Source organism: Halalkalibacter oceani (assembly GCF_023715705.1).
Taxonomy (GTDB): domain Bacteria; phylum Bacillota; class Bacilli; order Bacillales; family Bacillaceae_D; genus Halalkalibacter; species Halalkalibacter oceani_A.
In genome coordinates this window covers 18188-34233 of record NZ_JAMBOS010000010.1, presented here as the reverse complement: position 1 = coordinate 34233, position 16046 = coordinate 18188, and the positions used below count along the sequence as shown (strand labels likewise).

Sequence of the window (16046 nt, the reverse complement as noted above, 5' to 3'; positions counted from 1 at the left end):
AGTAAGCAGGAACATTGTTCTCCTCCTGCTTACTTTGGGCTTACCATGTACTCCTAGCAATGAGATGGAAGCTTGATCGTAAAAGTCGTTCCCGCCCCCTTTTTACTTGTCACTTCAATCGTTCCATTCATGCTGCGAATAATGCTGTACGAGACCGTTAAGCCAAGTCCTGTCCCCTTCTCCTTCGTTGAGTAAAAAGGAGTTCCAATTTGAGCCAGCTGCTCCTCTGACAGGCCGACTCCCCTATCAATAATCTGAATGTAGACCCACTCCTTCGCTTTTGAAAGCGTAATTGTCACTTCCCCTTGAGCGGGACTCGCCTCAATTGCATTCTTGATCATATTGATCAAAACCTGCTGCAGCTTCTCGCGGCTGCCATAGGTCGTCAAGCTCTCTCCATCCTGTCCTTCTGAACGAAGCTCCACTCCATTCATTAACGCATAGGATGACAAAGTTTGGCTAATAAGCTCCATTTCTTGATTCAAATTAATCTTCTCTACCTTATCGACTTGAGGCTTGGCCAATGTCAAATAATCATTAATAATCATCTGGGCCCGCTCCAACTCATTCGTCATAATCGAGACATGCTCCTTATGCTTGGCCGGCAGTTCATCAGACCTGGAGAGAATCTGCATAAAACCGCTAACAACGGTCATCGGATTGCGAATTTCATGGGCAACGCTCGCTGCCATTTGTCCGATAATATACAACTTTTCCGACTTTTGCATTTCCATATGCAGATAATCATTCTCACGAAAGGTTTCAATCATATACACGACAACCCACATCATCACGAGATGCATGGCGATGTTAAACAGATAAAACCAGATCATTTCATCCAAAAGAGCCGGAAAGATAATTTGAATAAAGAGCACAATTAAAAACGAATGGATCACGATAAACAAGCAAGTCGACTTGATCTTCTTTCGAAAGCTGAAGCGCAAATAATCTTTAAAAAACAAGAAAATGAGCACATACGATAATAAATAGGCGAGCAAGACGACATAAAAGCCCATTCCGCCTAGAATGAGACGATAGACGATCATCAGGACCGTTAAGATTGTTCCGACGGTGAAATTGCCATACAAAAATGACGCAAGCCACGGTACACTGCGGACATCGAGCAGCCCTCCAGTGAGAAAAGTAATCGGAAATGTCATACAAAGCCAGATCGAAATCCCGCAAATAAGCCCAATCAAAACAGAATGATAGCGCTTAAGTCTCGGATAATGGCGCAACAATGAATAATAGAATAATATAGGAAAGAAAATATAAATCACCTGTAATAATAGTTCAATGAACATCAAGTCTTCAGCTCTTCTTCTCTAATAGACATTGTCGTAACACCTTCTCTTATAAAATACGGCCGACTTTTATTTCGTCCAGCCAGGCTCATATGTATAAATCGTTTCGCCGCCATGCTGGGCATTTCCGCGAAAATGCAGAAAATCCTCCTGAGCCGTCAATACAGCCCGAAAAGAGAGAAAATCCTCTTTCTTAACCCGGTAGGCTTCAAGCTCCCGCTGGCGAAGCTGGTTCAATATCATCTCTACTTCGTTTGTTTCCATTTCATTCACGACCTTTTTCGATAAAATCTCATAAATGTTCTATTTGATTTTACCATAGGTGCTATGGAAAAGTGATGATATTTTACCTTCACCGTACACGAAAAAAAGATGCCCGAGATCTGCAACCCTCTTGATCCCGGAACATCCTCTTTTAAGAAAAATGATGATGATTCGTTAGTTTTAAGATAAAACCTGCTCTGCTGCTACATAGGAATAGCCTAAGTCACGCGCCACCGCTTCGTAGGTGACATGACCTTTTGCGATATTTAACCCGAGCTGGAGCGCCTTGTTTTCCAACAGTGCCCGTTCCACACCTTTGTTGGCGATTTGCAGGGCGTATGGCAGAGTGACATTAGTCAGGGCAATTGTCGATGTCCGCGGCACTGCTCCCGGCATATTGGCAACCGCATAATGGACGACATCATGCTTTGTATACGTCGGCTCATCATGCGTCGTAATCCGGTCAACGGTCTCAATGATGCCTCCCTGGTCAATCGCGACATCAACGACGACGGAACCAGGCCGCATTTGCTTGATCATTTCCTCGGTCACGAGCTTCGGCGCTTTCGCCCCGGGAATCAGCACAGCACCAATAACAAGGTCGGAGCTCGCTACTGCCTCGGCAATCGTCAGCGGATTTGACATTAACGTCTGGATGTCCGAACCATACAAATCATCGAGCTCACGCAGGCGTTCCGGACTTAAATCGATAATGGTCACATTCGCACCAAGCCCCATCGCGATTTTAGCCGCGTTCGTCCCGACAACTCCCCCGCCGATCACGGTCACGTTGCCCCTTGATACACCGGGCACTCCTGACAATAAAATCCCCGTACCACCGTACTGTTTTTCAAGGAATTGCGCGCCAATTTGCGCGGCCATCCGCCCGGCCACTTCGCTCATCGGCGTCAACAGTGGCAACGTCCGTCCGACCTGCACCGTCTCATAGGCGATGGCCGTCACACCGCTGTCGACAAGCGCCTTCGTTAACTCAGGAGCTGCCGCTAAATGAAGATAGGTGAACAGGACGAGCCCCTCACGGAAGTGGCGATATTCACTAGGAAGCGGTTCTTTCACTTTCATGATCATATCGGCTTTTTCCCATATGAGCGCACAGTCCTCTTCAATTTCGGCCCCGGCCTGCCGGTACGCTTCATCCTCAAAGCCGCTGCCAAGTCCCGCATTTGTCTCAACGGTGACCTGATGCCCGGCCTGGACAAGACTCATCACACTGGCCGGCGTCATTGCCACCCGGTTCTCATTGTTTTTGATTTCTTTTGGAACTCCTATTCGCATCATCTCTTCCTCCTTTATAGCTTCATGTCCTATTGCCAGTATAAGCCTTTCCGCCTTGCCCGGACATTGTGCGCATGTTAAAAATCGGAGTCCTTCATTTGTTAGTTTTCACAAAAACAATGGAAATTATTAACTTAGACAAAATAGCGCAGAAACTTCACCGCGAACATTGCCAGTACACTCAGCATTAAAAATAAGCCATAGACTCTCAGCTTGGCAATCTCCTCTTCCGCTTCTCCATTTGATTCAATAATCTGCCGCGTCATCTTACTAGCCAGCCCTAAATAAGTCGCGATGACGAGCCAAAGAAGCAGCACGACAAGGAACCATACGCTTGTCCATTCGACATTCAAAAACAAGCCGCTCACGAAAGAAACCACAATCGCTCCATGACCGGCGCGAAAGATCCATCTATAAATCCGCAGCACCTGCAACAGCCGTGCCTGCCCATCAAACAGGCTGCCTTTGACTAAATACGAAAAAGGAATCAGCAGGAAAAACACAACAGACACAAGCACATGAATCCCATAGCTCACCAAATATCCCATCTTGCATCACCTCCATTATCATCATACATCCTCATTTCATAGCGGCAAATCTTTTTTTGTGTTAGGATAAAATGGAGAAAAAGATGGGGTGAAGAAAGATGCCTACGTGGTTCATGTGGTTTATTGTCTTTTGGACGATTTTTCTAATTACCGTGATGTTTATTGGCGGGTATTTTATGTTCCGAAAATTTCTGAAGCGCCTGCCCAAAGAAGACGGGAAATCCATCCTGGATTGGCAGGACTATTATATTGAAAAAACGCTGCACCTGTGGAGCGACGATCATAAAAAACTGCTAAATGAACTTGTTGAGCCAGTACCGGAGCTGTTCCGCGATGTCGCGAAAGGAAAAATCGCCGGCAAAATTGGCGAACTGGCGCTTGAGGATAACATTGAGGAATTAACGCAGGATTATATTATCAAAGGCTATATTTTAGCGACGCCAAAGCGCGATCATAAGTTTTTAATCAAGAAGCTTAACGAAAAGCAGGTCGATTTAAGTCCTTATCAGCATTTGCTTGAAAAAAGCTCGTCCTGAGCAAAAAGCCCGGAACCCAAGGTTGAGTTCACCTTTGGCCCGGGCTCTAAAGCTGTATGTAGCCGCCTATTGTTATGTTTCAACAGGAACGATCCACTTCGATTTCGGGTTTGCTTCCAGCTGTTTTTCCACCTTTTTAAAGCGAAAAAACATCGCAATCCGCCACGGCAAAATCATGCCATAAGCGAGCAGAAAAAACATTCCGGCCAACTCTTCGACGTCAATCGCATCACCAATGATGACTTTAAACAAAATCCGCACAAGCAGCAAGCCGATTAACAGAAAGGCAAACGCCTTTGAACGCTTTAAATAAATCTGATCCTCTCTAATTTCAAACTTTGACATTTTAATCAGGAAAATCGAAAAAAACATTCCAACGGCAAGCGCCTCGACTACTTGTAAAAAATCAGGCCGTGCCGGCTCATATAAAAACATGAAAAAACCAGTCGACATAAAGATCGGCGGTAAAATAATTTTTTTGACACTAGCCGGTTTTTTTGTCGCTTTCAGCCGAATAAAAATCGCGAGTATGGCCATTATCGCAGCTCCGATGGTCGAAATCCAAATATAATAATCCTGCAAGCTGCCCACTCCTTTCTAAGGCAACAACGCGTTTGTCACCTATTTAAAGATACATGAAAGCGGACAAGGATTCAATTGCTTTCCAACATTCCACTTTTTTCGATTGTGCCCTATCTGTCCGCGGCGAATTCTTAGCGCGGTAATGACTGCCTTTGCCATTGTTCAATCAAGGCGATAAGCTTTTCCACGGCAGTATCGACCTCGCTGTACTCCAGCACTTCCGCCGTCGAAGAATACTGCTTTGCGGCATGCGCATAGCGCGGATCATAATAGAATTCAAGCAGGGCGGCGAACATCTTTCTGTAATCACCTTGTTCCCGCAACAACTCAAACTCTTTATACAGCTGCGGTGTGACATACTTTTTAATTTTTTCGACCGCCTCCCAAATCTCACTTGCATACTGTTCCGGCTGATACGTGTTGTAAATATGCTCCACCCGTTTCCAAAATGGATACACAAGCTCGACTCTCGTCCCCCGTTTTTTCCCTTCGATGATGAATTCAGGCAGGACGATATGGCCAATACGTCTGCTCTCCGCTTCAATGATCAGATAGCTTGAATCATTAAGCTCCTGTAAGCGCGCCATCAGTTCATATTCAAACTGCTTCTGGCTTTTTTGCGCCAGTCCGATATGACCGAAGACGGAACCGCGATGGCCGGCGAGTCCTTCCAGATCAACAACCGGAAATCCTTTCTCCGCCAGCCGTGAAAGGATTTCCGTCTTTCTCGTCCCCGTATGGCCGGCAATCACGACAAAATCCCGCTCCTTTTCCGCCTGCTCGGCAAGCGATTGCTGAACATATTGACGGAAAGTGCGAATCCCACCCTCAAGCTGGTAACATTCAATTCCGAGCAAGGCCAATGTAGCGGCAACCGTCTTACTGCGCATTCCACCGCGCCAGCAGTAGACGACCATTCTTTTATCGGGAGCCTGCTGCTGCAGCTCTTTCGCCTTCGCAAAGAAATCCGGCCATTTTGGCGCATAAATCGCCACCCCGGCTTCAATTGCCGCTTCCCGGCTTTGCTGCTTATAAATCGTCCCGATCTTCGCTCTCTCCTCATTTGTAAACAGGGGAAGGTTCACCGCACCAGGCAGGCGATATTCCGCAAATTCAGCCGGTGAACGGACATCGATATATAAATCGCTCTCATAACTAAGCTGCTTACGGGTAATCGTTTCAATTTGAACATTAGACACACGACATTCTCCCTTTCTCTTCAGAGGGAAACAATGAGGGACTGGGCAAAAGGTAAAATGCAACCTTTTGTCCCAGCCCCTGTCCATCCATCAATTATTTCCCTGGCACTTTAAGCCGCCGGAATGGATTCTCCCTCTGCGTCAAACCGTTGATACATCAGACTTTCATCGTTTTCCGTACAGGTTTTTACTGAATAAAATATACCATATGCCGGCCCTTAAGTCCAGAAAGGGTTTACCTGGTTGTGTTAACAAAAAAGCAGCAAAAAGACATTACACCTCAATCACTACTTCCTTTTTATAATTCCTGTACCATTCTTGTAAATTGGGATAGCTGCTGAATGTTAATAGAAGGATCTCTTCTGAATTATTGCTTCTAACTTTTTTAACGAGCTGCTCCTTATCATCTGCTACGACTACAAATGTATAGCTTGAAGGCGTAGCAATGATTTCTCTCACTTTTCTCTTATCAAATAATTGCAAAATCTTATCAACATCCTCCACTTCGATATTCCAGTCCACCTGATCGTTTTTTATTTCGATTTTCGGGTCAGTAATAGCGGGATCGTTTTGTGGAACTGCCAGTTGGAATCCTTGTCTTAATAATCGATTCATCTCTGACTGACGCTCAATTAATTCACCAAGACCAATCAAAATCATCCCACTTACAATAGCGCTAAGAAACATGATTATAAAAATCCTCCATGGTCCTTCTTCGCCATTACCTAAGCCGGGCCCTGCGACTGTAAATGCTAAAATGATTCCGACAATTATTACTGTGATGCCTATCCAATACAGTAGTTGGGCAATCTTATTTCTATCACTCATGCATGCACTCCTTACTTAAGGTAAGATAACAACACCATACCATATTGGCGCAAATATAACATTATTAGTTATAAGGCCCCTTGCTTTTCAAATGAAAGTCGACTGTTATTTGCGTTAACGACTCCTTGTCCTGCGTATATTCATTCAGTTGGTCCGGCTTGATCCCCTGATGAAACAGTTTGTTTTTCACGCAATAGACGTCCGCCTCTTTTTCTATTGCTTTCTCGTATGTCTGTCTGATTTCCGCTTCAATCTGTTTCGTGATTAGCTGCTCAATCGTGTCCTGCGATAACTCTTCTTCCAAATCTGTCAAGGAGCCGGATGCTTTTACGCTAACAGCCAGCTCGGCTTTATGACCATTCGTTGTTACTTCTACCTCGCCTTTCGTGTCTAACACATTGACCGAGCCTTTAATTTCGCCGCCTTCATAAAAATCAAGTGGAATGTTATCGGCGGCATCCAGGAACCATCGTTTCCCCACTAATTCGGCAAAGGACAACCACTCTTTGGCGATGCCTTTCTGGCTGTCAATCGGGAATGCTCCATCAATGAATAACGTGCTTTTCGGCTCTAGAGTTTCTGCCGATTGCGACCATTGTGTTTTGTTGATTGAAATTGATGGCAGCAGACTAATTTTTCCCGGTTCCTTATATTCGGCGATAAAAGTATGGAGCCGTTTTGGCTCAATATATGAATTCATTTCAAACATTTTTTCCGGGCTGTACAAAATCGTATATAAAGGAGGGAGCTGAAAAAAACCGGTTATCGTCAAAATTTCACGAATCGAGCCCTTTGCGCCAAACACCCATGGCGTGTACCGAAATTCACCGTTTTTTTGTAAGGATTCATGAACCTCCTCCAGACCATGATTCAGGACGGATTCAGAATAAATAATCGTCCCGATATGCGACCAGTTTATCGGAATTTGCGTTGTCCGATACAAATCAAAAATCGCATCATTGATCGTCCGGCCACTCACTTCCCCGATATATAACGGAATTGGTTCGGCAGCTTTATTATTTTCCTGGGTGACGATACTTGAGAAGTCCAGCAATTGCGTATAAATCGTATATTGATTATCGCTGTAATCAATTCCGAGCGCAGTCACATAACTTTCTTCGCCCAGCTCCTTCGCATCCCAGCACCCCGAAAGAATAAGCAATGACAGAAGCACTAGCCCGCCTTTATACGAAAACATCATCTCATTATTCCTTTCTATCAGGATCATTAACATCCAGCGTCTGCGCCCGCTCTTTGACAGCAACCACAGGGAGCTTAAACAGCGCCTTCATGACATCGTTTTTATCGAAAGGCGAAATCGGGCTTAAGTAAGGCAGACCGAAAGATTCCAATCTCGCTAAATAGCCGAGGACGAGAAAAACGCTGCTAAAAAACCCTAGCATCCCAAGCACGGAAGAGAGTAATATCGCCAAAATCCGTAAAATGGACACCGTACCGTATAAAGCCTGATTTCCAAGTGTAAACGTTGATACAGCGGTCATCGCCGAAACGACTAACATCGTCGGTGAGGTTAATCCTGCCCGAATCGCGGCATCGCCAACGATGAGCCCACCGACGACAGCAATCGTCTGTCCAACTGCTTTCGGAAGGCGCACCCCTGCCTCGCGAAAGATTTCAAACAACCCGATGACCAGCAGCATTTCAACCGAGGTGTTAAAAGGAACACCGAGCCGCGAAGATCCGATTGTCGCAACAAGTGAGAAAGGAAGCTGCTCGACATTAAAGGACGTTAACGCCACCCAAAAAGCAGGTAAAAACAGCGAGGTGAACAGGCCCAGAAAACGGATCAGCAGTTCAAATGTTCCGTAATAATAGGGGATATGCTGATCTTCAGGCGTTTTTAAGTTAAAGATCAAATTCGCCGGGGCAATTAAAACATTCGGAACATTATCGAGCATGATCGCACATCTGCCCACCGCCAAGCTCGCGACGACCCCATCAGGACGTGAGGTCGCTTTCAGTAAAGGGAAGAGCGCAAGCGGATTGTCTGAGAGAAGAGCAAGCAACTGATTATCGGTTTCCAAAATGTCGATATCAATTTGCTCTAAGCGCCTCGTTACTTCTTCAATAAGCTCCTGGTTGACCACATCGCTTAAATAAAGCAGCTGAACATTCGTTTTACTTCTTTTGCCGATTTCAAATTGCTTCGCGACAAGAGTTCTCGTTTTGAGCCGCTTGCGGATCAAGGCTACATTTGAACGGATATCCTCGACAAACGCATCCCTTGGGCCTCGCAGCGAGACTTCTGTTGTGGATTCTTCTGGTGTTCTGACTGGAGGGTTGACCGTATCGCTTAAAAAACATACGTCTTCGATGATAAAGGCGGTATAGCCACTGTACACTTTATCCAGCAACGTTTCTTCCGCTTCCTTTTTTCGCTTTTCCCCGCTAAGATTGAGCCGGATCGAGCTGCGAACAGATTCAATACCGTTTACTCCATTATCCGCATAAGCGTGCTGAAACTCCTGCAAATTCTCATTAATCATTTTTTTATCAATCAGACCGTTGCAAAATAAGACAAGCACAACGCTACGCTCTTCACCTTTAACGAGAACATGCTCATCAATCGTAATATCTGCTGACTGCTGAAAAAGCTGTTTTAAAAACGCTTTCACTTCCTGGTCATGTTTCATTCTCATACATCCTTTATCTTGAGAATTTAATGAATAATGCGATACATCCCGTCAGTAAGCAGCCAAACACGGCTCCCATTATGTAATAAAGGTGAAGAAAGGACAGAAGCATTTCATTCGAGATAGGCAGTAAAATAAGAATAATAAACATTAGACAGATACACAGCTGAACGAGAATCCGTTTTTTTTTCTCCTTAATCGAAAGCAGATGCGTAATCAAATAAAGCACGAGGGCAATCCGCATTAAATTACCGGCCGACCATTGATAAATCGCCAGAAAATCGACATGATTGAAATAATCACCGATTCTGAGCAGGCGCCATTGAAAAAATGACGGATATCGAATATTTTTCGCTTCATGCACGCCAAAAATAGCGATGCTGCCAATCAAAGGACCGGCCGTTAATACAGCGAGAAATGTATTCAACAAGGCAAGGTGGAAAAATGTAATCGTTCGCCTTATTTCGTGCTGCATGAAGATGAACAAAAAGATTTCCACGCCAGAGCCGATCACATAAACCGAGCCATGTAGCACATCCTGCCACCTGTTCTCAACAAGGAACGGAGTGATCAACTCATAGTTCTTATCGATCATCGTTCCAATCGAGACGAACACACCTAATATAATGACAAATGGTAGAATGATGCCGGCGCAGATCGCGAGAAGATTCAAATGATGATAAGCAATAAAGAATGATGGCAACAGAAAACCGAGCGCAAGAACGAGTTCCGGCGTATTGAGTAAATACGTTTCCGATGTCCAGTTTACTGTTTCTTCAATACTTGTCCAGCCTGTGACGAACAAGTAAATGAGTAAGAAAAAAGCAATGATCCGACTGCCCACTTTGCCAACAGTCATTGAGATCCACTGCAAACAGGATTTTTCCTGAAACCGCCCGGTCACATACACGAGTAAAATCGAAAACAGCAGCATAAACCCATAGCCGATGAGCACACTGAGCCAGGAATCCCTGCCCGCCGAGCCAATTAATATAGGAGTCAAAATAACATGATTACTAAAGCCTGTACTTAATAAAAAAATACTGAACAATTGCGTAATCGTAATTTTCCTTCTCATCGTTCACTCTATTCCAATCCCGTATTTTGTTTGTAGTGTTAGATTTTTTGGACTTTTTATACAGGAGTGAGGGAAAACGGAAGCGGGGCTGACACAATTTACAAGCGACTGAAACGAGAAATTCCTGCTTTTGGCGCCTAACAAAAAAACCACCTTTCCCTGCTCATCTAGCAGAAAAAAGTGGTTTGATGAAAGAGTAAGCAAGCGGCGCAAACAGCTTGTCCGTCGTTCGTACAGGAGACTGTTTGAAACCGTTGCGAATAAAGCTTATTTCGATTGCTGCTTCTGCATCGCTTTCATCATTTGATTGATTTTCTTTTGGGATGGATTCTGACCCATCTGCATCATCATGACACGGAGCATTTGCTCATTAATCGGCGGATTCTTTTTCAAATAAGACATCATCGTCTTACGTGCGATAAAGAAGCCGAGCGCAATTCCAGCCACGACAGCCAGTGTATAACCAAGAATATGAATCCACATAAGTACCAACGTCCTCCTTCGTGCTATTAAACCGATTGGACACCGCCAATCAACCTAATCCATTATATCGTAATGATAAAGGATTTAAAAGCACTTAAGGAAAATATCGCTAAGGGTCTGCTTAGCCATGAGACTGTGATAATGGAAATTGCTGCTTGATCGGCCGCAGCCAGCCAAAGCGCTGTTCGTTAAGTGAAAGTGCGAAGAAGGTCGGTTCACATTTCCGCAGCACTTCAAAGAACATCGTCTCCGCCTCGGTGCTCTCCTCACCATCCGAAGTCAGATAGAGCGCCCGCCGCTCAATCATTAATTCCGCCTTCGCTCCCCGGCTGAACAAATCAAGAAAGTATCTGTTCTTATGCTGGATATAGCCCCGCTCATAACTAAACGCTTCATTTAATTTTTGTTGCAACAGTAAAGCCGGAATGGGTTTCGTAATGTATTCAATTTGTTTATTCAACAGCTCACGCTTTTCCCCCTTAGCCTGTTCATGTTCTTTAAACAAATGAAACAATTTCGCCTCTTGTCCGTAATACTGACGAGCAACACTTTCTTCAAATATGAATAATTGATAATGTCTCATCATGGACACCCTTTCCTCAACTGGTCTCTATTCAGTATACAAAAAGGTACTAACATTCCTTGTCTAATAAAGAGCGAATTTTCACACTAGTTTTGTCGAAAAAAAGGAGGGGCAAAAGGGTTGATTTCCTTTTGCTCCTCCTTATAAAGCCCGACCGCTTCCCGCAGAACGCGGAACCCCCCGTCACTGCCATCGTTTCACTATTGCTTTCCTTGGCCGGGTGCCAGCCGTGACACCGTTCCACTTGATCAAGCTTTTATTTTTGTAATAAAGCTTTTACCTTAGCGACAACATTCTCGACGGTAAAGCCATATTCTGCAATAATCTTTTCACCCGGAGCCGATGCTCCAAATTGATCAATCGCCAGCACATCGCCGGCTGAACCGACATATTTAGCCCATCCTAAGGAAGAGCCCATCTCAAGCCCAAGGCGTACACTGATGGTTGGAGGAAGTACTTCATCCTTATATTCCTGAGGCTGCGCTTCAAAGCGGTCCCAGCTTGGCATGCTGACAACATTAGCATAAATGCCTTCCTTTTCAAGCACTGATTGTGCCTCAACCGCAAGCGGTACTTCGGAACCAGTCGCCAGCAGCAGTACATCCGCTTTCCCATTCGCTTTCGAAACGACATACGCACCCTTTTTCACACCTTCGTAGGCGCGCTCGGAAGTGCCTTCGATCGTCGTCAGGTTTTGACGTGTTAGGACGAGAGCCGTTGGTGTATCCTTACTTTCGAGCGCGAGCTTCCAAGCGGCAACCGTTTCGTTGCTGTCACCAGGGCGAATGACAGAAAGCCCCGGCATCGCGCGAAGAGACGCCAGCTGTTCAACCGGTTCGTGAGTCGGGCCATCCTCTCCGACGGCAATACTGTCATGCGTGAAGACATAGATGACTGGAAGCTTCATTAACGCCGCGAGTCGGATCGCCGGGCGCAAGTAATCAGAAAAGACAAAAAACGTTGCGCCAAATACTTTCAGTCCGCCGTGAAGCGCCATTCCGTTCACCGCCGCTCCCATTGCAAACTCCCGTACCCCGAACCAGATGTTTCGGCCTTCGTAATGATCACGGCTGAAGTCACCGAGACCTTTCATCATCGTTTTATTTGAAGACGCAAGGTCGGCTGAACCGCCGAAAAGCTGAGGAACTGTTGCTGCAAAAGCATTGAGCGCTTCGCCGGAAGATGAACGGGTCGCTACCTTTGAGCCGGTCTCATAAACCGGGGCATTCGCGTCCCAGCCTTCCGGAAGCTCTCCTTCTAATGCTAGCTCAAATTGAGCCGCAAGCTCCGGATAAGCCTGCTTGTACTTTGCAAACAGCTCGTTCCACTCCTGTTCCTGTTGAGCGCCTTGTTCTTTTACAGCAGCAAAATGCTCGCGCACTTCATCCGGAACATGGAAATCCTCTTCAAATACCCACTTGTAAGCTGATTTTGTCAAGCCTACTTCCTCTTTACCAAGCGGCGCGCCGTGAGAAGCTGATTTACCGGATTTGTTCGGTGAACCGTAGCCAATGACCGTCTTTACTTCAATTAGTGTCGGACGCTCGTCTTGCTTCGCTGCTTCAAGCGCCTGGTTGATTTCCGCCAAATCATTGCCGTCCTCTACACGAATCACTTGCCAGCCATAAGCCTTGTAGCGCTCTTCCACGTTTTCAGAGAAGGATACGTGCAGGTCTCCATCAAGAGAAATATCGTTTGAATCATACAGAACAATTAAGCGACCCAGCTTTAAATGACCGGCAAGCGAAGCGGCTTCAGCCGAAACGCCTTCCATCAAATCACCGTCTCCGCAAATTGAATATGTATAATGATCAACGATTTGAAAATCATCCTTATTGTATGTACTTGCCAAATGACGTTCGGCCATCGCCATTCCAACCGCCATCGCGATCCCTTGTCCAAGCGGACCTGTCGTTGCTTCAACCCCTGGCGTGTGACCATATTCCGGATGTCCAGGAGTTTTGCTTCCCCACTGACGGAATTGCTTTAAATCCTCAAGCGAAAGATCATAGCCCGCAAGATGAAGCAGACTGTACAACAGCATGGAGCCGTGTCCCGCTGATAAAACAAACCGGTCACGGTTGGCCCAATTCGGGTTCGCCGGATTATGGTTCATCCATTTTGTCCATAAACTATAGGCCATCGGCGCCGCTCCCATCGGCATTCCGGGATGTCCTGAATTCGCCTTTTCAATACTATCAATCGACAGTGTTCGAATCGTATTAATCGCTAACGCATCAACTTTATTTCCCATCCTTAACAACCATCCTTTCCAATAGGTGAAAACGAGCATTTCGCTTTATATCATATACTTTATCCCATGTTTTCACAAGTGTTCTCTGAAGATTCACTGTATGTTAGAATGCTCAGTTTCGCCCCTGAAAAACCGCGCAGCACCATTTTTTTCTGTAAAAAAAGCAGCTACTCCAAATACCGGAATAACTGCAAGAGAAAAGCCACTGTCCATTCATTAATGTTGGCGTTTCGTTTGATTTTCTTTGCTCAATTTAAGGGCGTCAGGCGTGACGTCATTTCCATTATCATCGACAACCGTGACATTGTGCAGCTGTTGTTTGAACGACTGCCTGAACGTTTTAATATATTCACTCCGAAGCGTTTGCTGTTCCTTCGCTTCGGATTTCGTTAACCCGGATGTTTTCGCCCGCTTGGCCAATTCATTAATTCTCGCTATTTTTTCTTTTGATAGCATCGCTAAAGCCACCTCCATGTTCTTATAACTTTACAGGAAGACAGTGATTCTTTCAACAGAAGGCACCTCGCTTATTCCTGCCGCTCCCGGACATAATCCTGATAGCGTCTGTGAACGGTCGCTTTAGAGATGTCGTAGCCCAGTCCCCTGAGCGTCGCAGCGATGTCATGAAAGGTCAGCTCCAGCTTTCTGAGCCGGATGATCTCTTCAATCGGCGCTTCCTTCTTATGACGCCCGCCTTCGCCTGTCCGTTTTAAATTATGTTCAGGCTGATAGCCATTCCTGACAGCGGCTTTCATCCCTCTTTTGATTTTGCTGTTTTGCAGCTTGCGCTGATATTCCTCCACGATCGCCACGATTTCCAATACCATCTCGTCCGCCTCCGACAGAGACAGCTCACCTTGATCCCGTATCGAAAGCACGGTCACCTTCAGCTTGCGGAGCTGATGAAGCAGGGCAATTTTCGCATTCCCTCTCCCAAGACGGGTATCATCCTGAATCAGAAGCGTATCTGCTTTCCCTTCCTGCAAAAGGTCAAGGACGGCAAGCATTCCTTCACGGTCCACTTCATAGCCGCTCGCCGTTTCCGTTATATGTTCAATCACGTTAAGCTGCCTCTTTTCAGCTAATTGCACCAGCTCCGCCAGCTGACGGCGTAACGAAGATTCCTGTTCGGCTTTTTCCGTGCTGACCCGGCAATAAATTACTGCTGCTCCCATTCGTTCCCGTCACTCTCCGGCTCAATCTCTTCATTAGAATAAACAAACAGCCGGTTGCCCTTCTTCATATCTTTAGCGGATGACACGGGAAGCACTGTCCCGGCAACCAGCTCCTCTTCCAGCTGTTCGCTTTCATAGCTCACCTGCTGTTCCCCCCGATCGCTTGTTATAAGAGCTGTATACATAAATACCAATGCGACAATCGCCAGTATGACAATAAATAATTCCTGTCCAGTAAGTCGTTTAATCATCCCGCTTCACCTCAAATAAGAATATTTGTTCGCTTTTATGATAATAAGAACAAGCGTTTGTGTCAATAGTTTTTTTAGAACTAACGTTTGCATTACATATGTTCGCATGGTACAATTTAGCTAAACAGGAAAGCGAATTGGGGTGACATGATGTCAAAGCTATCAAAAAGACAGCTGGAGATACTGGATTACATTAAGGATGAGGTTAAGAAAAAGGGATATCCGCCTTCCGTCAGGGAAATTGGAGAAGCCGTGGGTCTCGCCTCGAGCTCTACGGTTCACGGTCACTTATCCCGCCTTGAAAAGAAAGGATACATCCGCCGCGACCCGACGAAACCGAGAGCGATCGAGATTCTTCATTTGGATCATCAAGTTCAGACTACCAAGGAACAAAAGACGACCTATGTTCCGATTATCGGGAAGGTCACTGCCGGGAACCCGATTACCGCCGTTGAAAATATTGAAGATTATTTGCCCCTGCCTGATCATCTCATTTCGCATGAGAACACATACGTTCTTGTGATTCAGGGAGACAGTATGATTGAAGCCGGAATTTTCGATGGGGATATGGTGATTGTGAGACAGCAGCAATCGGCTGACAACGGGGATATTATCGTGGCGATGACCGAAGAAAATGAGGCCACCGTTAAGCGCTTTTTCCGCGAGAAGGACTATATTCGCCTGCAGCCGGAAAATTCGACGATGGCACCGATTTTATTAAAGGAATGTACGGTTCTTGGTAAAGTAATTGGGGTTTTTCGGACGATTCATTAAGCAAAACATACCTGCTGACAAGCGCTTTGTTCTCATTAGAACGAGCGTTTTTTATTCTCCGTTTTAAAAAAAGCTGGATATCCTTCCTCCCTTGATTTTGCTGAATGGGTGAGCCATTTGAGAAACTCGACTTCCTGCTCGGTAAGCTTCCGCCCCAGCTGATCCTCCATCATTTTTTCCAGTTCTTCAACCTTTTTTCTAAGCTTCAACTTCCTGCCTCCTTCCTTGCAGAACCAT

Annotated in this window: 19 protein-coding genes; 2 read left to right on the top strand and 17 right to left on the bottom strand. The window is 45.6% G+C overall.

The genetic code is table 11. The features are described 5' to 3' along the window. Nucleotides 1-53: 53 nt before the first annotated feature. The 4 genes from M3212_RS11345 to M3212_RS11330 all read right to left on the bottom strand — a co-directional run bounded on the left by M3212_RS11345 (nucleotide 54) and on the right by M3212_RS11330 (nucleotide 3412). Entirely contained in the window at nucleotides 54-1304 is a 1251-nt protein-coding gene (locus M3212_RS11345; RefSeq protein WP_251194092.1) for an ATP-binding protein, read from the bottom strand. 69 nt (nucleotides 1305-1373) lie between these two features. After that, entirely contained in the window at nucleotides 1374-1568 is a 195-nt protein-coding gene (locus tag M3212_RS11340; protein ID WP_251194177.1) for a hypothetical protein, read from the bottom strand. 180 nt (nucleotides 1569-1748) lie between these two features. Beyond that, the gene (gene ald / locus M3212_RS11335; protein WP_251194091.1) at nucleotides 1749-2864 is read right to left on the bottom strand and encodes an alanine dehydrogenase; all 1116 of its coding nucleotides are present in this window, start codon (nucleotides 2862-2864) and stop codon (nucleotides 1749-1751) included. A gap of 134 nt (nucleotides 2865-2998) precedes the next feature. After that, complete coding sequence (locus M3212_RS11330; protein ID WP_251194090.1) at nucleotides 2999-3412, bottom strand: hypothetical protein; 414 nt, start codon at nucleotides 3410-3412, stop codon at nucleotides 2999-3001. A gap of 98 nt (nucleotides 3413-3510) precedes the next feature. Between M3212_RS11330 and M3212_RS11325 the strand changes: the two genes are divergently transcribed. Beyond that, nucleotides 3511-3948 carry a DUF2621 domain-containing protein gene (locus M3212_RS11325; RefSeq protein ID WP_251194089.1) on the top strand — a complete coding sequence of 146 codons (438 nt, stop codon included), beginning with the start codon at nucleotides 3511-3513 and terminating at the stop codon, nucleotides 3946-3948. 72 nt (nucleotides 3949-4020) lie between these two features. On the opposite strand, the gene M3212_RS11320 is transcribed toward M3212_RS11325, so the two are convergent. From M3212_RS11320 to M3212_RS11265, 12 genes are all read right to left on the bottom strand, one after another. Continuing rightward, nucleotides 4021-4530, bottom strand: a complete 510-nt coding sequence (locus M3212_RS11320) for a CcdC family protein (protein WP_251194088.1) — start codon at nucleotides 4528-4530, stop codon at nucleotides 4021-4023. A 131-nt stretch (nucleotides 4531-4661) separates the two neighbouring features. Continuing rightward, the gene (mnmH, locus tag M3212_RS11315; RefSeq protein WP_251194087.1) at nucleotides 4662-5729 is read right to left on the bottom strand and encodes a tRNA 2-selenouridine(34) synthase MnmH; all 1068 of its coding nucleotides are present in this window, start codon (nucleotides 5727-5729) and stop codon (nucleotides 4662-4664) included. Between the two features lie 273 nt (nucleotides 5730-6002). Further along, on the bottom strand, nucleotides 6003-6557 hold the full coding sequence (locus M3212_RS11310) for a hypothetical protein (protein ID WP_251194086.1): 555 nt from the start codon (nucleotides 6555-6557) through the stop codon (nucleotides 6003-6005). 64 nt (nucleotides 6558-6621) lie between these two features. Then, nucleotides 6622-7755: a Ger(x)C family spore germination protein gene (locus M3212_RS11305; RefSeq protein WP_251194085.1), complete on the bottom strand. Its 1134-nt coding sequence runs from the start codon at nucleotides 7753-7755 to the stop codon at nucleotides 6622-6624. A 7-nt stretch (nucleotides 7756-7762) separates the two neighbouring features. Beyond that, entirely contained in the window at nucleotides 7763-9211 is a 1449-nt protein-coding gene (locus M3212_RS11300) for a spore germination protein (RefSeq protein WP_251194084.1), read from the bottom strand. A gap of 13 nt (nucleotides 9212-9224) precedes the next feature. Next, nucleotides 9225-10289, bottom strand: coding sequence for an endospore germination permease (locus tag M3212_RS11295; protein WP_251194083.1), 1065 nt, complete (start codon nucleotides 10287-10289; stop codon nucleotides 9225-9227). A 267-nt stretch (nucleotides 10290-10556) separates the two neighbouring features. Continuing rightward, on the bottom strand, nucleotides 10557-10772 hold the full coding sequence (locus M3212_RS11290) for a YneF family protein (protein ID WP_251194082.1): 216 nt from the start codon (nucleotides 10770-10772) through the stop codon (nucleotides 10557-10559). 121 nt (nucleotides 10773-10893) lie between these two features. Then, nucleotides 10894-11355 carry a sporulation inhibitor of replication protein SirA gene (gene sirA, locus M3212_RS11285; RefSeq protein ID WP_251194081.1) on the bottom strand — a complete coding sequence of 154 codons (462 nt, stop codon included), beginning with the start codon at nucleotides 11353-11355 and terminating at the stop codon, nucleotides 10894-10896. 256 nt (nucleotides 11356-11611) lie between these two features. Beyond that, entirely contained in the window at nucleotides 11612-13609 is a 1998-nt protein-coding gene (gene tkt / locus M3212_RS11280; RefSeq protein ID WP_251194080.1) for a transketolase, read from the bottom strand. 216 nt (nucleotides 13610-13825) lie between these two features. Continuing rightward, the gene (locus M3212_RS11275) at nucleotides 13826-14065 is read right to left on the bottom strand and encodes a DUF896 domain-containing protein (RefSeq protein ID WP_251194079.1); all 240 of its coding nucleotides are present in this window, start codon (nucleotides 14063-14065) and stop codon (nucleotides 13826-13828) included. A 71-nt stretch (nucleotides 14066-14136) separates the two neighbouring features. Next, a complete protein-coding gene (locus tag M3212_RS11270) occupies nucleotides 14137-14784 on the bottom strand; it encodes a YneB family resolvase-like protein (protein WP_251194078.1) in 648 nt (215 codons plus the stop codon). Further along, nucleotides 14769-15035: a hypothetical protein gene (locus M3212_RS11265; protein ID WP_251194077.1), complete on the bottom strand. Its 267-nt coding sequence runs from the start codon at nucleotides 15033-15035 to the stop codon at nucleotides 14769-14771. Before M3212_RS11265 ends, M3212_RS11270 begins: the two co-directional genes overlap by 16 nt. Nucleotides 15036-15185: 150 nt before the next feature. On the opposite strand from M3212_RS11265, the gene lexA reads away from it, so the two are divergent. Then, entirely contained in the window at nucleotides 15186-15809 is a 624-nt protein-coding gene (gene lexA / locus M3212_RS11260) for a transcriptional repressor LexA (protein WP_251194076.1), read from the top strand. Nucleotides 15810-15844: 35 nt separating this feature from the next. On the opposite strand, the gene M3212_RS11255 is transcribed toward lexA, so the two are convergent. Next, nucleotides 15845-16018, bottom strand: a complete 174-nt coding sequence (locus M3212_RS11255; protein WP_251194075.1) for a hypothetical protein — start codon at nucleotides 16016-16018, stop codon at nucleotides 15845-15847. Between the last annotated feature and the right edge of the window lie 28 nt (nucleotides 16019-16046).

Excerpts from the sequence above, each read along its gene's own strand:
- M3212_RS11310 (WP_251194086.1), bottom strand. The coding sequence starts at position 6,557 with ATGAGTGATAGAAATAAGATTGCCCAACTACTGTATTGGATAGGCATC.
- M3212_RS11300 (WP_251194084.1), bottom strand. The coding sequence starts at position 9,211 with ATGAAACATGACCAGGAAGTGAAAGCGTTTTTAAAACAGCTTTTTCAG.
- M3212_RS11325 (WP_251194089.1), top strand. The coding sequence starts at position 3,511 with ATGCCTACGTGGTTCATGTGGTTTATTGTCTTTTGGACGATTTTTCTA.
- M3212_RS11265 (WP_251194077.1), bottom strand. The coding sequence starts at position 15,035 with ATGATTAAACGACTTACTGGACAGGAATTATTTATTGTCATACTGGCG.
- ald (WP_251194091.1), bottom strand. The coding sequence starts at position 2,864 with ATGCGAATAGGAGTTCCAAAAGAAATCAAAAACAATGAGAACCGGGTG.
- M3212_RS11290 (WP_251194082.1), bottom strand. The coding sequence starts at position 10,772 with ATGTGGATTCATATTCTTGGTTATACACTGGCTGTCGTGGCTGGAATT.
- M3212_RS11345 (WP_251194092.1), bottom strand. The coding sequence starts at position 1,304 with ATGTTCATTGAACTATTATTACAGGTGATTTATATTTTCTTTCCTATA.
- sirA (WP_251194081.1), bottom strand. The coding sequence starts at position 11,355 with ATGAGACATTATCAATTATTCATATTTGAAGAAAGTGTTGCTCGTCAG.
- M3212_RS11340 (WP_251194177.1), bottom strand. The coding sequence starts at position 1,568 with ATGGAAACAAACGAAGTAGAGATGATATTGAACCAGCTTCGCCAGCGG.
- M3212_RS11275 (WP_251194079.1), bottom strand. The coding sequence starts at position 14,065 with ATGCTATCAAAAGAAAAAATAGCGAGAATTAATGAATTGGCCAAGCGG.
- M3212_RS11330 (WP_251194090.1), bottom strand. The coding sequence starts at position 3,412 with ATGGGATATTTGGTGAGCTATGGGATTCATGTGCTTGTGTCTGTTGTG.
- M3212_RS11270 (WP_251194078.1), bottom strand. The coding sequence starts at position 14,784 with ATGGGAGCAGCAGTAATTTATTGCCGGGTCAGCACGGAAAAAGCCGAA.
- tkt (WP_251194080.1), bottom strand. The coding sequence starts at position 13,609 with ATGGGAAATAAAGTTGATGCGTTAGCGATTAATACGATTCGAACACTG.
- lexA (WP_251194076.1), top strand. The coding sequence starts at position 15,186 with ATGTCAAAGCTATCAAAAAGACAGCTGGAGATACTGGATTACATTAAG.
- M3212_RS11305 (WP_251194085.1), bottom strand. The coding sequence starts at position 7,755 with ATGTTTTCGTATAAAGGCGGGCTAGTGCTTCTGTCATTGCTTATTCTT.
- M3212_RS11295 (WP_251194083.1), bottom strand. The coding sequence starts at position 10,289 with ATGAGAAGGAAAATTACGATTACGCAATTGTTCAGTATTTTTTTATTA.